Origin of the sequence: Pantoea sp. B550 (genome assembly GCF_024158165.1) — a bacterium.
Taxonomy (GTDB): domain Bacteria; phylum Pseudomonadota; class Gammaproteobacteria; order Enterobacterales; family Enterobacteriaceae; genus Pantoea; species Pantoea alfalfae.
In genome coordinates this window covers 2,456,179-2,472,342 of sequence record NZ_JAMYXI010000003.1, presented here as the reverse complement: position 1 = coordinate 2,472,342, position 16,164 = coordinate 2,456,179, and the positions used below count along the sequence as shown (strand labels likewise).

General features: G+C 58.4%; 14 protein-coding genes. 7 read left to right on the top strand and 7 right to left on the bottom strand.

Annotation, left to right across the window (positions count from 1 at the left end; translation table 11 throughout):
• Positions 1 to 93: 93 nt before the first annotated feature.
• Together NIM72_RS14495 and NIM72_RS14490 are read right to left on the bottom strand one after the other, a co-directional pair.
• The gene (locus NIM72_RS14495; RefSeq protein ID WP_161731872.1) at positions 94 to 1,833 is read right to left on the bottom strand and encodes a penicillin-binding transpeptidase domain-containing protein; all 1,740 of its coding nucleotides are present in this window, start codon (positions 1,831 to 1,833) and stop codon (positions 94 to 96) included.
• A 278-nt stretch (positions 1,834 to 2,111) separates the two neighbouring features.
• Positions 2,112 to 4,385: a molybdopterin guanine dinucleotide-containing S/N-oxide reductase gene (locus tag NIM72_RS14490; RefSeq protein WP_253420887.1), complete on the bottom strand. Its 2,274-nt coding sequence runs from the start codon at positions 4,383 to 4,385 to the stop codon at positions 2,112 to 2,114.
• Positions 4,386 to 4,577: 192 nt separating this feature from the next.
• On the opposite strand from NIM72_RS14490, the gene galR reads away from it, so the two are divergent.
• The gene (gene galR / locus NIM72_RS14485) at positions 4,578 to 5,579 is read left to right on the top strand and encodes an HTH-type transcriptional regulator GalR (protein WP_003851033.1); all 1,002 of its coding nucleotides are present in this window, start codon (positions 4,578 to 4,580) and stop codon (positions 5,577 to 5,579) included.
• A gap of 33 nt (positions 5,580 to 5,612) precedes the next feature.
• Here the strand turns inward: galR and NIM72_RS14480 are convergent, their stop codons facing one another.
• Positions 5,613 to 7,985, bottom strand: a complete 2,373-nt coding sequence (locus NIM72_RS14480; RefSeq protein WP_253420883.1) for a beta-N-acetylhexosaminidase — start codon at positions 7,983 to 7,985, stop codon at positions 5,613 to 5,615.
• Between the two features lie 249 nt (positions 7,986 to 8,234).
• On the opposite strand from NIM72_RS14480, the gene nrdD reads away from it, so the two are divergent.
• Positions 8,235 to 10,373 (top strand): anaerobic ribonucleoside-triphosphate reductase, encoded by a 2,139-nt coding sequence (gene nrdD / locus NIM72_RS14475; protein ID WP_253420880.1) that lies wholly within the window; start codon positions 8,235 to 8,237, stop codon positions 10,371 to 10,373.
• On the top strand, positions 10,370 to 10,837 hold the full coding sequence (gene nrdG, locus NIM72_RS14470; RefSeq protein WP_161731864.1) for an anaerobic ribonucleoside-triphosphate reductase-activating protein: 468 nt from the start codon (positions 10,370 to 10,372) through the stop codon (positions 10,835 to 10,837). Before nrdD ends, nrdG begins: the two co-directional genes overlap by 4 nt.
• On the opposite strand, the gene NIM72_RS14465 is transcribed toward nrdG, so the two are convergent.
• Positions 10,829 to 11,464 carry an NAD-dependent epimerase/dehydratase family protein gene (locus NIM72_RS14465; RefSeq protein ID WP_253420877.1) on the bottom strand — a complete coding sequence of 212 codons (636 nt, stop codon included), beginning with the start codon at positions 11,462 to 11,464 and terminating at the stop codon, positions 10,829 to 10,831. The genes nrdG and NIM72_RS14465 overlap by 9 nt on opposite strands.
• Positions 11,465 to 11,611: 147 nt before the next feature.
• Between NIM72_RS14465 and NIM72_RS14460 the strand changes: the two genes are divergently transcribed.
• Positions 11,612 to 12,133, top strand: a complete 522-nt coding sequence (locus NIM72_RS14460) for a type 1 glutamine amidotransferase domain-containing protein (RefSeq protein WP_033731332.1) — start codon at positions 11,612 to 11,614, stop codon at positions 12,131 to 12,133.
• 35 nt (positions 12,134 to 12,168) lie between these two features.
• On the opposite strand, the gene NIM72_RS14455 is transcribed toward NIM72_RS14460, so the two are convergent.
• On the bottom strand, positions 12,169 to 12,597 hold the full coding sequence (locus tag NIM72_RS14455) for a YhbP family protein (RefSeq protein ID WP_161731860.1): 429 nt from the start codon (positions 12,595 to 12,597) through the stop codon (positions 12,169 to 12,171).
• 75 nt (positions 12,598 to 12,672) lie between these two features.
• Between NIM72_RS14455 and NIM72_RS14450 the strand changes: the two genes are divergently transcribed.
• A complete protein-coding gene (locus tag NIM72_RS14450) occupies positions 12,673 to 12,966 on the top strand; it encodes a GIY-YIG nuclease family protein (protein ID WP_161731858.1) in 294 nt (97 codons plus the stop codon).
• Here NIM72_RS14450 and NIM72_RS14445 read toward each other — a convergent pair.
• Positions 12,950 to 13,456 carry a GNAT family N-acetyltransferase gene (locus NIM72_RS14445; protein ID WP_161731856.1) on the bottom strand — a complete coding sequence of 169 codons (507 nt, stop codon included), beginning with the start codon at positions 13,454 to 13,456 and terminating at the stop codon, positions 12,950 to 12,952. The two genes, NIM72_RS14450 and NIM72_RS14445, sit on opposite strands and share 17 nt — an antisense overlap.
• Complete coding sequence (locus NIM72_RS14440; protein ID WP_161731854.1) at positions 13,450 to 13,974, bottom strand: SCP2 domain-containing protein; 525 nt, start codon at positions 13,972 to 13,974, stop codon at positions 13,450 to 13,452. The genes NIM72_RS14445 and NIM72_RS14440 overlap by 7 nt, the downstream gene beginning before the upstream one ends.
• Before the next feature lie 202 nt (positions 13,975 to 14,176).
• Between NIM72_RS14440 and NIM72_RS14435 the strand changes: the two genes are divergently transcribed.
• Positions 14,177 to 15,172, top strand: coding sequence for a peptidase U32 family protein (locus NIM72_RS14435; protein ID WP_161731852.1), 996 nt, complete (start codon positions 14,177 to 14,179; stop codon positions 15,170 to 15,172).
• Between the two features lie 9 nt (positions 15,173 to 15,181).
• Positions 15,182 to 16,060: a U32 family peptidase gene (locus tag NIM72_RS14430; protein ID WP_161731938.1), complete on the top strand. Its 879-nt coding sequence runs from the start codon at positions 15,182 to 15,184 to the stop codon at positions 16,058 to 16,060.
• The last annotated feature ends 104 nt before the right edge of the window (positions 16,061 to 16,164 follow it).

Here is a 16,164-nt window from a genome sequence, read left to right as displayed (position 1 = left end):
GACCGCGCGGAGACAGCGGGAAAACGCAACCGAATTCGGGGAAGTGCAACGAGGTGTGAATATTCCTCACGCCTCGCTTACACTCTGATTTAACTAAGATTTATCCGAAGGGCTGGCCGTGGGTTTAGTGTAGATGGCATCCGGTGCAACGTTCATGTGTTTCAGTACCGGCCCCATGATATTGCCGAACACCGGCGCAGCAACCGAACCACCGAAGTGATCGCCCGCCGTCGGATGGTTGATCATCACCACCAGCGCCACTTCAGGATGACTGGCGGGCGCAATACCGGCGGTGTAGTTGACGTAGCCGCCATCATACTTGCCGCTGGTACCCATCTTTTCCGCCGTACCGGTTTTGGTTGCCAGACGGTAGCCCGGTACCGCAGCTTTCAGTCCGGTTCCGCCCGGCAGGACGTCGCTCTCCAGCATATGCACCACCTCTTTCACCGTTTCCGGATTGGCGACCTGGCGTCCCATGACCGGCGGCGTGACGCGGGTGATCGACAGCGGACGGTAAACGCCATAAGAGCCGAGCGTGGCGTATTCGCGGGCAATCTGCAGCGGCGTGACGCGCAGACCATAGCCAAAGGAGAAGGTAGCCCGCTCGATATCCGCCCAGCGGGCGCGGTGCAGCGGGAAGTAGCCGACGCTTTCGCCGGTCAGCCCTAATCCGGTCGGTTTGCCCAGGCCAAACGCATGATAGGTATTCACCAGCGCCTCCGCGGGCATCGCCAGCGCCAGATGAGAGACGCCGATGTCGCTCGATTTTTGCAGAATGCCGGTCATGGTCAGGCGCGGCCAGTGGCCGACGTCGCGGATCAGGTGGCCGTTAACGCTGTAAGGCGTGGTGTCGATCACCGAGTCCGGACGCACCAGATGGCGCTCCAGCGCTTCCATTACGACTAACGGCTTAACGGTCGATCCCGGTTCGTAGCTGTCATTGATGGCCGAGTTACGCATCTGCGCCGGGGTGGCCCCTTCATAGTTGTTGGGGTTGAACGACGGATAGGAGGCCATCGCCAGAATCTCGCCGGTGTCGATTTTCACCAGCACGGCCGCACCCGAGTCCGCTTTGTTGATCAGTACGCCGTCGCGCAGTTTGCTGTAGAGCGTGTACTGGTCATATTTGTCGATGCTGAGCTGCACAGTGGGCGGCTGCGTCGGCGGCTGGTAGTTGATCATCGCGATGATATTGCCCGCCGCATCCTGACGATAGACCTCTTTGCCCGGCTCGCCCTGCAAGACTTTATCGAAGCCTTTTTCCAGCCCGTTCAGGCCGACATTATCCGCGCCAACGATACCGATCAGCGGCGCAGAGGCTTCGCTCATCGGATAGAAACGGCTGTCGTCATAAACTTCACTGATGCCTTTCAGCTTCAGCTCTTTAATGTCTTTGGCGATGCCCAGTTCGACTTTACGTCCCAGATAGAGGAAACGACGTTTCGGGTTGGCGGTGATCTGCGCCGCCAGCTCTTCGGGACGGGTGTTGAGCGCGGCCGCAAGATAGGCCCATTTGGCACTGGTAAAATCGGGGTTGCTCTCCAGTACGCGCAGTGGATCGGCAATCACATCGCGCGATGGCACGCTGAGCGCCAGCGCTTCGCCGTTACGATCCAGCAGGGTGCCGCGACTGGTGGGCAGCGTGACGGTTCGCAGCGATCGCTGATCCGCTTCGTGCTCCAGCATCGGCTGATTCAGGAACTGCAGGTCCGCGACGCGCGCCAGCAGCACCACCAGACAGGTTGTGACACCCAGACAGATCAGTCGAAAACGAAAAGGGTTGAATGGCGCTTTTATCTGGTCTTTTCCCAGTAGTTTTTTAATCCGGGGCATGGCATTCCGCTGCGCAAAATAAAGAGAAAGGGGCTGGTGCCAGCAGTTATAAAGAAAGCGCTGGCCGTATAACAGGAAAACTGTGTATCAGTTCGTTATTGGCAACGGATTTTTGGCAAAAAAAACCTGCGCATCTGCGCAGGTTGGTGTAATCAAGAAAATCTATTGATGTTCACCCATCAATACCTCTGGGACCCTGAATATAGCAAAGGGGATTGATCGGCTGCCATCGCCTAAACGCAACAGTTACCCGCAAAATGTAACCAGCCATGAGATCCTTACGCTATTGTGCAATCCTGATGTTTTTTGATTTCCACCAGGCAACTCATGGCGTTTGGCCCCTGCGTCAGCGACGACGTACCAATATCGAGCGTCAGCACGTTGGGGTTACCGGCACGATCAAAAGGCTGCCACGCCCTGCCAAAGCCAGGATCAAACCACGCACCGGTAGCGATAATCACCACGCCCTGCGTCACGCCCTCGGTGATCTGCACACCCGCCAGCATCACACCACGTGCGTTGCTCACCTCAATCTCATCGCCCTCCACCAGTCCGCGCGCAGCTGCATCCACTGGATGCATGTAAAGCGTTTCATGTCCGGCCGTTTTATTGTCCTGCACCGTGTCGGTGGCATCCAGCTGGCTGTGTAACCGGTCGGAAGGCTGAATGGAGATCATGTGCAGCGGATAGTCGCGGCTGACTGGGGAACCAAGCCACTCCTGTGGTTCACGCCACTCCGGATGACCGGCGAAGTCGTCCAGCTGGTAGTCCGCAATGGTCTGACTGAACAGCTCGATTTTGCCGCTGGCGGTTTTGATTGGATTGGCCTGCGGATCGGCACGGAAATCCTCCATAAACTGATAAGGCTTGCCACCTTCCGGAATTTCCACAAAGCCGCGCTGCCAGAATTCATCAAACTCTGGGAAATCGATGCCTTTGCGCTGATGCGCGGTCGCACACTGCTGATAAAGATGCGCAATCCACTGCATCTCATTGCGCCCTTCGGTAAAGGTGTCGCGATAGCCGAGTCGCTCTGCTAAGTCGGCAAAAATATCGAAGTCGTTGCGCGCCTGATGCTGCGGCTTAATCGCCTGATGCATGGCCAGCACAAAGCGGTCACGTGAGGAGCCGCCGATGTCATTACGCTCCAGCGTGGTCGTCGCAGGCAGCACGATGTCCGCCATCTGCGCCGCTGGCGTCCAGACGATATCCTGCACCACCACCGTATCGGGCCGTTGCCAGCCCTCCACCAGCCGGTTCAGCTGCTGATGATGGTGGAAAGGATTGCCGCCCGCCCAGTGCACCATGTGGATATCGGGATAGTGCAGCGTTTCGCCCTGGAAGCTATATGGCTGGCCGGGATTGAGCAGCATATCGCTGATGCGCGCCACCGGAATCGACAACCCTGACGGATTGGAACCGGTGCTCATCATCGGGGCAGGCCCCTCCTGACGGGGATTGCCGACGCTGTTCATTGAACCATGACCGAAAGAGAACCCCGCGCCCGGCAGGCCAGGCTGACCGAGCATTGAGGAGAGCGCAATCATCATCCAGTAAGGCTGCTCGCCGCGATGGGCGCGCTGCACGGAATAGGAGCAGGTAATAAAGCTGCGCTTGCCGGTCAGTTGCTGCGCCAGCTGCACGATGCGATCAGCCGGGATGCCGGTGATACGGCTGGCCCAGCCAGCGGTTTTCGCTACGCCGTCGGTTTCGCCCAGCAGATAGGCGCGCAGCTGCGGCCAGCCGGTGCAGTGGCTGGCGAGAAACGCCTCGTCAACCGCGCCGTGCTGGGTGATCTCATGCCCCAGCGCCAGCATCAGTACCACGTCGGTATTGGGGCGAATCGGGATCCACTCGGCGTTCACAAATTCCGGGCAGTCATCGCGCATCGGGCTGATGTTGATGACCGGCGTGCCTTTGGCCGCCAGCTGCATCAGCGCCGGTTTCAGGCTGTGCTGCCCTGCGCCACCTGAGGCGACCTGGGCGTTTTTCAGCGCCAGCCCGCCAAAGGCGACAAAAATTTCGGCATGTTCCACTACCTGCGGCCACTCGGTGACGCGCCCGGTCAGCGGCATATAGGTGCCGATCACATAGGGCAGGAAGAACTGCGCCGCGCCCCAGCTGTAGTTACCCTGCTGATCGACGCCGCCGCCGCCCTGAAAGTAGAAACGACGCACCAGCGTGCGGGCGTGATTGACGCGACCGGCCGATGACCAGCCGTAGGAGCCGTTGAAAATGCCCGACGCACCATAGCGTTCGCGGACGCGGCGATTCTCTTCCGCCACCAGGTCCAGCGCGGTTTCCCAGTCGACGGCGACAAAATCTTCCCGGCCACGCAGCGTGCGGTCGCTCTTTTCGCGTGACTTCAGCCACGAGCGACGCACCATCGGCTGGCGAATGCGTTTGTCTGAGTAGACCAGCTCAGGAATGGTGTGGATCATCGGTGACGGATCGGCATCAGCGAAGAAAGGTTCGCAGCCAATCAGACGATCGTTTTCAGTGACGGCGGTAAACGCGCCCCAGTGCGCCAGATGTGGCACTTTGGTTTTCATCGTTGTTTTTTTCACGGTAGCCAGGTGGGGAACTGAGCATAACATGGGGCAACGTCTCAGCAGAAGATGTGCAGCAGCGGTCGTTTTTGCCCCTTTTTGCGACGACGCTGGCATTCTGTCGGGTTGATGTGTCCGCCCTTTTCCGTAACACTGATGCGATGTGTAAACGTTTTCCCCAAAGCAGGTCAACGCATGGCTACCATAAAGGATGTTGCGCGACTGGCGGGCGTTTCTGTCGCCACAGTCTCCCGTGTAATCAATAATTCTCCCAAAGCCAGCGACAGCTCCCGACAGGCCGTAGGCCAGGCGATGGAGCAGCTTCAGTATCACCCGAATGCCAACGCACGCGCGCTGGCGCAGCAATCGACCGAAACGCTCGGCCTGATTGTCGGTGACGTCTCCGATCCCTTTTTTGGCGCAATGGTGAAAGCCGTGGATGAGGTGGCAGGCGACACCGGTAACTTTTTGCTGATTGGTAACGGTTACCATAATGAGCAAAAAGAGCGGCAGGCGATTGAACAGCTGATGCGTCACCGCTGCGCGGCGCTGGTGGTGCACGCCAAGAAAATTCCCGACGCAGAACTGGAAGTGCTGATGAAGCAGGTGCCGGGTATGGTGCTGCTGAACCGCCTGATCAAAGGCTTTGAAAAGCGCTGTATTGCACTCGACGATCGCTACGGCGCCTGGCTGGCAACCCGTCATCTGATCCAGCTCGGCCATCAGAATATCGCCTTTATCTGCTCGACCCACACCATCTCCGATGCCGAAGATCGCCTGCAGGGTTACTATGATGCGCTGAAAGAGCACGGTCTGCCGTGCAGCGATCGGCTGGTGACCTGGGGCGAACCGGACGAAGTGGGCGGTGAGCAGGCGATGACAGAACTGCTGGGACGCGGCAGAAATTTCACCGCCGTCGCCTGCTACAACGACTCGATGGCGGCGGGCGCGCTGGCGGTGCTGAGCGATAACGGCGTCCGCGTGCCGGAAGAGATGTCGCTGATCGGCTTCGATGATGTGCTGGTGTCGCGCTATGTGCGACCACGCCTTACGACGGTCCGCTATCCGATTGTCACGATGGCGCAGCAGGCCGCTCAGCTGGCCCTGGCGCTGGCCAACGATCTGCCGCTGCCGGAAGTGACTCACATGTTCAGCCCGACGCTGGTGCGCCGTCATTCGGTCAGCGGCCCGGCCTGACGCAACGGAGGCCGGTTCAGCCGGCCACAGTACTTACTGAAAGGCGTGCAGCAGCGTCTCCAGCGGCCTGACCAGCGCTATCACCGTTTCATCCTGCACCTCTGCGGCGGCATCCAGTGTCGCCTGCATCTCCGCCACTTCACTGGCACCAAACGCCTGATTACGGACGTAAGCATTCACCAGCGCGAGGCCCATGGCGCTCAGCACCTCAACCTGCTGCACGCTGTGTGCCAGCGGCTTCAGCGTCGCGCTGCCGTTGACGATCGGCATCACCGCAGTCGTGTTGGCCTGCCAGCGCTGCAGCGGCGCGCGCACTGCGGAGGCGGCAGCCGGATTATTACGATTGGCGATTAATACGGCGACCTGTTGCTCCAGCTGGCGCACTGCCTCACTCTCTGCGGGCAGCACATCGGCCAGCCGGTTTAATGGCTCCTGATAGTTGTAATGCCCCGCCTGAAACTTCAGGTGCTGACGCGTGTAATACTGCGCCGGTTCCAGTACTTCGGCCAGCACTCGCAGCGGGGCGATATCGTGTCCGCTGGCCAGCCGCATCATCTGCTGCTCCGTCTGCGCATGTTGCAGCGTTCCCACGGACACCGTGCTCCAGCGATCCATCGCCGCCAGCCGTGAATACATCGAATCCATGTTCGTGACGTTTTCTGCCGACCATAACCGCTCGGCCACCACAAAGGCGCGCGGCCACAGTTTAGTATCAATGATCTGGCTGTTGATGTTTTCAGCCCACAGCGCCGCCTCGCCACCCAGCAGATTTTGCTGTACCTGTTCTGGCGTGGGCAGCACGGGTGCGATGCCCGCAGGCGGCTGCATCAGACGCTGACCGCTGGCGGGATAACGTACGTTGCCTACCCGCACATAGCCTTTGAGAGACTGCTGTTGCAGCGTGACCACCGGCTGGAACGGCCCCATCCAGCTATCCACCGTGAACTGCACCTGTTGCGTCGAGAGCCAGTTGATGTCGCTGATCATCCGCCGGGCTTTGCCGTCGAAGTCGATAAAACCGCGCCAGCCCTGCGCGCCCTGAATCAACGTAAAGCTGCCCTTCACCGGGCTGCCTTTCAGCCGTGGCATCGTGAATGACCAGCTCTGCGCCTGGTCGCCGGGCCGCAGACGGTCCTGACCGTTCAGCCCGCGTGGCGTGACCTCGTTGCGATAGTGATAGCTGGCAGGCTGGGGCTGATCGAGGTAGAAACCGGTGGAGAGGATGCCGCGATAATTTTCTTTTGCCAGCGCACTCAGCGCATCCTGGCCCTGCCAGGACTGGATCAGAATGCTGCGTGGCAGATCGGGATGAGCGATCTCATCCCAGCCCACCATCTGACGCTGATGGGCTTCGAGGATCTTCTCCACCCGCTGATTGAAGTACGCCTGCAGCGCATGCGCGTCTTTCAGATCGTGCTCGCGCATAAACTGCTGAATCGCGGGTGAGTTTTTCCACTGCGTGGGATCGACTTCATCGCCGCCGATGTGCAGCCAGGGATCGGGAAAGATCGCCGCTATCTCTCCCACCAGCGTATCGATCACCTGATAAACCTGTTCATTAGCGGGATCAAGCAGCGGTTTAAAGACGCCCCAGCCGCGCTCCATCTGAAAGGGACCCGCTGCGCTGATCAGTTCCGGCATCGCCACCGCCAGCGCGGAGGCATGTCCTGGCATATCCAGCTCGGGCACCACACGCACCCCACGGTCGGTGGCATATTTCACGATTTCCCGCATCTGCTGCTGGCTGTAATAGTTGCCATCGCTGGCTTTCTGCTGCAGCTGGGGATAGTGGCTGGAGGCGAAGCGCCAGCCCTGATCGTCGGTGAGATGCCAGTGAAAGACGTTCATTCGTGCGGCGGCGATGCCGTCGATCTGACGCTTAAGCGTTTCTACCGGCATAAAGTGGCGTGCCGTGTCGATCAGCACACCGCGCCACGGAAAGCGCGGATGATCGTGAATGGTGACGTAAGGAATCGTCGTGCCCTGCTCACCGTTTTGTATCAGCTGCAGCAGGGTTTCCATGCCGCGCATCGCACCAAAACGGTTGGGTGCGGTTAATCGCACGCCATCGCCATTGACCTGCAACTGATAGCGCTCATCACTGTCGGGCAGCGGCAGTGGATCGACTGCCTTTGCAATCATGATGCGGATAGTCGGTGCAGCTACCGGCTGCGTGGCGGGCAATAGCGGCCAGCCGGTCTGATCGCTGATGCGCGCCAGCCAGCGTGCTTCGGCCCCCGCCAGATGATCGCCTGAGATTTGCAGCGTCAACTGCGGCGTCAGGGTAAGCGCACCGCCACTGGCGGGCTGCTCCACCTGTTGCGGCCAGGGCATTAGCGGCAGCGGATTGGCTATGACGATCGGGCTAAAAACAGCGAGCAGGAGCAGAGTACGGGGTAACCACATTGGCGGGCATCCTTGTAACGTCAACGGTTTGACAGGGCAGAACGTTGATTAAAGTTGCTGCACGCCGATTCGCCAGTGAATCCCGCAGGAAACCTGAACCATCACCCGATTTTTTACATTCGTCGGAATTTTCTGCCGGGTTGAGTCTTCCTTGCTTCAGGTCAAATCCTTGCGCAATAATTCACAGCAATCACTACATGTAGAGAATAGAATCCACCCAACCCCCATATGTAGTTAACGGAGAGAGGAATGGCGACGGTGGTAATCAAGCGCGATGGATGCCGGACAGGCTTTGATGCGCAGCGTATTGAGCAGGCTGTTGTGGCCGCGGCACGGGCAGCAGATGTCGACGATGCGGCCTGGTGCGCGCAGGTCGCTGAGCGCGTTGCCCTGCGGCTGGCCGATCGTCCGGAAGTGGCTATCCGCGAGATTCAGTGTGCGGTAGAAGAGACGCTGATGGCGGGTCCTTATCCACAACTGGCGCGCGCCTACATTGAGTATCGCCACGATCGCGATGTCGCCCGCGATCGTCAGAGCCAGTTACATCACGCCATTCGCGGTCTGGTCGATCAGACCAACGCGGCGCTGCTGAACGAAAATGCCAATAAAGACAGCAAAGTGATCCCGACGCAGCGCGATCTGCTGGCCGGGATCGTGGCAAAGCACTACGCACAGCAGCAGATCCTGCCGCGCGACATCGTTCTGGCGCATGAGCGCGGCGAGATCCACTATCACGATCTCGACTATTCACCCTTCTTCCCGATGTTCAACTGCATGCTGATCGATCTGAAGGGCATGCTGACCAACGGTTTTAAGATGGGCAATGCTGAGATCGAGCCACCTAAATCGATCGCCACCGCCACTGCTGTGACGGCGCAGATTATCGCCCAGGTCGCCAGCCACATTTACGGCGGCACCACCATTAACCGCATTGATGAAGTACTGGCCCCGTTTGTTGAGCAGAGCTATACCCGGCATCTGGCGATCGCCGAACAGTGGCAAATCCCGCAGGCAGAGCAGTATGCGCGCCAGCGCACAGATAAAGAGTGCTATGACGCCTTTCAGTCGCTGGAGTATGAGGTGAATACCCTGCACACCGCCAACGGTCAGACGCCGTTTGTCACCTTTGGTTTTGGTCTGGGGACTGACTGGGCGGCACGGCTGATCCAGCAGTCGATTCTGCGTAACCGGCTGGCGGGGCTGGGCAAGAATCGCAAAACCGCGGTGTTCCCTAAACTGGTCTTCAGCATTCGTGAAGGCGTCAACCGCCGGGCGGGCGATGTTAATTACGACATCAAGCAGCTGGCGCTGGAGTGTGCCAGCAAGCGGATGTATCCCGACATTCTCAATTACGACCAGGTGGTGAAAGTCACCGGCTCGTTCAAAACCCCAATGGGCTGCCGTAGTTTCCTTGGCGTTTATGAAGAGAACGGCGAGCAGATTCATGAGGGTCGCAACAATATCGGGGTGATCAGCCTGAACCTGCCACGCATCGCACTGGAAGCGGGCGGTGATGAAGCGCGTTTCTGGACGCTGCTCGATGCCCGCCTGCTGCTGGCTAAGCGGGCGCTGATGACGCGTGTGGCACGGCTGGAGAAGACCAAAGCGCGCGTTGCGCCCATCCTCTATATGGAAGGGGCCTGCGGCGTCCGGCTGAATGCCGATGATGAGGTAGGACCTATTTTCCGTAATGGTCGTGCGTCGCTGTCGCTGGGCTATATCGGCCTGCATGAAACCCTGAATGCGCTCAGCGGCGGTCATCAGCATCCTTACGATGATGCGGCGCTGCGCGCCAAAGGCGTAGAGATCATTGCGTACATGCGCGCCGCCACCGATCGCTGGAAAGCGGAAACAGGCTACGGCTTCAGCCTTTACAGCACGCCAAGTGAGAATCTGTGTGACCGTTTCTGCCGTCTTGATGCCGCGCAGTTTGGTCTGGTGCCGGGCGTCACAGACAAGGGCTACTACACCAACAGCTTCCATCTCGACGTTGAGAAGAAGGTGAATCCTTACGACAAAATCGACTTTGAAGCGCCCTATCCGCCGCTGGCGAATGGCGGATTCATCTGTTACGGCGAATACCCGAATGTGCAGCACAATCTCAAAGCGCTGGAAGATGTCTGGGATTACAGCTACGACCGCGTGCCCTATTACGGTACCAATACGCCGATTGATGAGTGCTACGAGTGCGGCTTCAACGGCGAGTTCACCTGTACCAGCCGTGGCTTTACCTGTCCGAACTGTGGCAATCACGATCCGGCGCGCGTCTCTGTTACACGGCGGGTCTGTGGCTATCTTGGCAGCCCGGATGCACGGCCCTTTAATGCCGGTAAACAGCAGGAAGTGCAGCGTCGCGTTAAGCATCTGGCCGAAGGACCGCTGGGATGATGCATATTCATCGTTACTACGATGTGGATATCGTGAATGGCCCCGGCACCCGCTGCACGCTGTTTGTTGCTGGTTGCGAACATCAGTGTCGCGGCTGCTACAACCAGAGCACCTGGCGTATTGATTCCGGCGTGCCCTTTACGCTGGCGATGGAGGAGCAACTACTGGCGGATCTGCAGGACACACGCATTCCGCGCCAGGGCTTGTCGCTGAGCGGTGGCGATCCACTTCATCCGCATAACGTGCCGCACATTCGCCGTCTGGTGAAACGGGTGCGACAGATATGCCCCGGTAAAGACATCTGGCTCTGGACCGGCTACCGGATGCAGGAGCTGAATGCGGCACAGCGCGCCGTGCTGGACTATCTCGACGTGCTGATCGATGGCCGCTTTGTCGAAGAGGAGAAAGATGCCACGCTGCAATGGCGCGGCAGCCGTAATCAGATCGTCTGGCAGTTACGCTGAATGACGTGGGATGTCGCCCGACTCAATGATGTTGACGCTTTCACCACCCGGCGTGAACGCCTGCTGATGCAGACAGCGCGCCACGTCGCGTGCGTGAACCGCCCGCCAGTTGCCCGGCAGCAGCGAAAACAGCGGTCCCGCCAGGCTTTCGCCCTGACGTTTCTGCGCGCGATCCCCCAGCAGCAGTGAAGGTCGCACCAGCGTCAGGCGCGGCCAGCCCTGATGGCGCAACGCATTCTCCATTTCGCCTTTGACGCGATTGTACAAAAACGGTGAGTAACGGCTGGCACCGTGCGCGCTGACGACCAGCATCTGCTTCGCGCCCAGGCGTAATCCGCATAATCCGCTGTCCACTACCAGGGTGTAATCGACGTGGATGAATGCCTGTTTGCTGCCCGCCTGCCTGCGCGTCGTTCCCAGGCAGCAGAACACCGTATCCAGCGAACTTTCCAGCGGCCCGAGCACATCCGTCAGATCGGCTTCTACCGGATTCACCACTTTATGCATCGCAGGCAGTGGCCGGCGGGTGGGCGCGATGATTTCGTCAATGCGGGGATCCTCAATCAGTAAGCGCAGCAGATGCGACCCGACTAAGCCAGTGGCACCGGTCAGTAATACGCGATTCATCTCAGATTCGTCCTTATTTCACTGCTGACAGCTTAAAAGATAGCTGATCTTAACGGGCAGGCTTGCGTTCTCACGCTCAGCGACCAGGCTTACAGCGTGATCCGGAAAGCGCGCCACGCTCTCCACAACTTTAAGGAGGAAAAAAAGATGAGCAAGAAAGTTGCGGTTTTGATTACCGACGAATTTGAAGACTCAGAATTTACCTCACCTGCGGAAGCCTACAAAGGCGCGGGTTTTGAGGTCGTGACCATTGAGAAACAGGCCGGTAATGTCGTTAAAGGCAAGAAAGGCGAAGCGGAAGTGACCATCGATCGCAGCATTGATGATGTCAGCCCGGCGGAATTTGATGCCCTGCTGCTGCCAGGCGGTCACTCGCCTGACGCTCTGCGCGGCGACGATCGTTTTGTTGCCTTTACCAAAGAGTTTGTCGCCAGCGGCAAACCGATCTTTGCCATCTGCCACGGTCCACAGCTGCTGATTAGCGCGAACGGCGTGCGCGGTCGCAAGATGACCACCGTTAAAGCCGTTGCCATTGACCTGATCAATGCCGGTGCTGACTTCCATGACAAGGAAGTGGTGGTGGACGGCGATAAGCTGGTCACCAGCCGTACGCCGGACGATTTACCGGCCTTTAACCGTGAATCCCTGCGGATCCTCGAAGCGCTGTAATTCCGCCGCGCCCTTTTCAGCCGAAAGGGGCGTGTCTATTTTTCCCGCTGCCAGGCAATTTTCTTGCCGAATCCCAGCGCATTATCCGTCATCTTCACCTCATCCAGCTCAATCTCCCACAGCGGGGCCGACACTTTGCGTGAGACCGGAAAACGTTTCTGGTAAGCCGCTCTGGCGACCAGCTCTGTTGCTTCCTCCAGCCGTCTGACCCGGCCACGATACTGTACCCCTTTAATGAGCAGCACAGTTCTGGGCTGGCCATTGACGGTACCTGCAACCTGCGGATTCTGTACCATTAATTCACCGTGGCGGGTAGCGGGTTCGGTCATAATCCAGAAGGCCATGCGTGTCTCATCAAAGACGTAGTAGCAGTTAGCGCACCAGAGTTGATCGTCGGCGGTACAGCAGAGAGAAAGTACATGCTGCTTTCTGAGGTAGCGAACCAGATGGGCGTGATCGGACAAGATAAACTCCTGGTGGTGCACCGGAGCGTGAAGCGCGCTACACTGCCCGGCACCTTTTTTTGGGAATAGTTTACGATGGGTCAGCAGTGGCAACTCTACATCGTCCGGACGGCGAAAGGGAGCCTGTACACCGGCATCACCACGGATGTGGTGCGCCGGGTTGCTCAGCACCAGAGCGGACGCGGCGCCCGCGCGCTGCGCGGCAAAGGCCCGCTGGACCTGGTGTTTCACTGTGAGGCGGGCGATCGCGCCAGCGCCTCCAGACTGGAGTATCAGGTTAAGCAACTGACCCATCAGCAGAAGTTACTGCTGGTGGCGGGTCAGCCGATCAGCCTGGAGAGCTGGCTACGTATTACGGCTGGCGATTAAAGGGTTCGGCGTAGTCGATCTGCCCTTCCGCGCCGTCAAAGGCATTGTCCGCCAGACGGTAGACCTGGAACGTTGCCTCTGTTCCCGGCCAGCGACTGCGCAGGCCATGACGTGCAGCCGGTTCAAAACCAAACCGGCTGAACAGCGCCGGATCGCCCAGCACGACAACCGCGCTGTAGCCAAATTCATTAAGTGTATCCAGCCCCTCATAAATCAGCTTGCTGGCAATGCCCTGACCGCGCAGCGTCTCATCAACGGCCAGCGGTGCCAGCGCCACCCAGCCGCGATCGTCGCCCTGAACGCTGACCGGACTGAATGCGGCATAACCCAGCACCTGTCCCTCGTCATCTGTGGCGACCACGCCTAAGGTCAGCAGGCCATCTTCACGCAACGCCTGAGTCAGTTCCGCCTCGGCGGAGTGACTGAAGCAGCGTCTGAGCAGTACGTCGATGCCTGCGGCATCAACACCAATTTCGCTACGGATCAACATGCGGCACCTGCGCGCGGCTGTGCGGCCTTCGCGTCCTGTTTCATGCCGGCGTCGACAAATGCCGCCATCTGCTCAATAGCCGTGCGTAACGCAGTGGGCATAGCCTCGGGTTCAATAGCATCCATTACGTTCTTCACCTCAAGTCCCAGTTCTGTGTCACCTTCAATCACCAGACGGCGTTGAAAGAACAGCATATCGGGGTCTGCTTTACGTGCTGCCACCAGCAACAGATCATTGGCATTGCTCCGAAACCAGACATCCGCTTCGGACTGTTGCAATACCGCCAGTCGGCCATCCTGCAGCGTGGTTATCCATTGCAGATTAAGATCGGCAATCTCGATACCCAGCAGGCGACCATTCAGAAAGTCTAACTCACCTTCAGCCAAAGCATGGCGAAATTGCCAGTTTAAGAGTTGTTGCAGCAGCAACTTTTTGACCGGGAATGGGGTGAGCGCTACAGGTAACCCTAAGATTTTTGGACCGGTCTTCACACAATGGGCATGTATCCGCTCTAACACTTTCGTCACTCCCTTCAGAAAATTTTACGTATATTGCCATATCCTTTTCTGCGCGCCTCATCCGGGATCAATAAAAAACGCGGCAATAGCGGGAAAAAACGCTGCCGGGAAAGATGAACTGAAATTTCACTGCCTTAAATCAACACACAGACCAGACCAGATGCCTAGACTCGACGCCCATCGCATGTTGAGAGGAACACCTATGGAACTGCTCTGCCCGGCAGGAAACTTACCCGCAGTGCGCACCGCCGTAGAAAATGGCGCGGATGCGGTCTATGTGGGACTGAAAGATGACACCAATGCTCGTCACTTTGCGGGCCTGAACTTCACTGATAAAAAGCTGGCTGAAGCGGCGCGCTATCTCCATCAGCATCAGCGCAAACTGCATGTGGCAATCAATACCTTTGCCCATCCCGATGGCATGGGACGCTGGCAGCGGGCGATTGATGTGGCGGCGCAAAACGGGGCAGATGCCCTGATTCTGGCTGATATCGCTACGCTGGAGTACGCCGCGAAGCACTATCCACAGGTTGAACGTCATCTCTCTGTACAGGCATCGGCAACCAATCTTGAGGCGATTCGCTTTTATCATCGCCACTTCAATCTGCAGCGGGTGGTACTCCCGCGCGTCTTGTCGATTCATCAGGTTAAACAACTGGCACGCAGCACGCCGGTGCCACTGGAGGTGTTCGCCTTTGGCAGTCTGTGCATTATGGCAGAAGGCCGCTGCTACCTCTCCTCCTGGATGACCGGCGAATCACCTAACAGCGCAGGTGCCTGCTCCCCGGCGAAATTTGTACGCTGGCAGCAGACGCCGCAGGGCATGGAATCACGCCTGAATGAAGTGCTAATTGATCGCTACGCCCCCGATGAGAGCGCCGGTTACCCGACGCTCTGCAAAGGACGCTATGAGGTTAACAATCAGCGTTATCACGTCCTGGAGGAACCGACCAGTCTCAACACACTGGAACTGCTGCCAGAGCTGCTGCGGGCAGGCATCGCCTCGGTGAAAATCGAAGGCCGGCAGCGCAGTCCCGCCTACGTCGCTGATGTGGCGCGCGTCTGGCGTCAGGCAATCGATCGCTGCAAGGCGCAGCCGGAGCAGTTTGACGTGGCGCCACAGTGGATGCAGACGTTGGGCGATCTCTCTGAAGGCACACAAACCACGCTGGGTGCTTATCACCGTGAATGGCAATAAGGAGTCATGATGCAATATGCTCTTGGACCGGTGCTCTGGTACTGGCCGACCGATACGCTGGACGATTTTTATCAGCAGGCTGTCCGCAGTAGTGCGGATATTATTTATCTCGGCGAAGCGGTGTGCAGTAAACGCCGCGCTACGCCCTATGCACGCTGGATGGCGCTGGCGCGTGACGTGGCATCCAGCGGCAAACAGGTTGTACTCAGCACGCTGGCGCTGCTGCAATCACCCTCTGAGCTGAAAGAGCTGCAGCGCTACGTAGAAAACGGCGAGTTCCTGATTGAAGCCAATGATATCGGCACGGTCAATATGGCCGCTGAGCGCCATTTGCCCTTTGTCGCCGGTCCCACGCTGAATGTCTATAATGCCGACACGCTGCAGCTGCTGGTTAAAGAGGGCATGACGCGCTGGTGTATGCCGGTGGAGATGTCGCGTGACTGGCTGCTACAGCTGCTGGCGCAGTGCGAGACGCGGGGTATCCGCAAGCAGTTTGAGGTGGAGGTGATGGGTTACGGTCATCTGCCGCTGGCGCTGTCAGCGCGCTGTTTCACCGCCCGCTCGGAAAATCGCGCGAAAGATGACTGCGAAACCTGCTGTATCAACTATCCGACAGGTCGCCGCGTCAACTCTCAGGAGGGACAACAGGTGTTCGTCCTCAATGGCATTCAGACCATGAGCGGCTACTGCTATAACCTGGGTAACGATCTGGCGGGGATGCGTGGCCAGGTCGATTGCGTGAGACTCTCGCCGCAGGATACGTCGACGCTGGCAGAGATCGACCGTTTCCGCGCCAATGAAAACGGTCAGGCTCCGCTTATGGTCGCGAAAGGCTGCGATTGTAACGGTTACTGGCGCAAACTGGCGGGTATGACGCTGGCATCCTGAGTAAAAGCACATACCGGCTATATTCCTGCTGAGGTTAGCAGTTTTAATATAAGGAATGATGCGTAATACTAAATGGTGCAGGTTTTACGCCTGCGCCATACAAC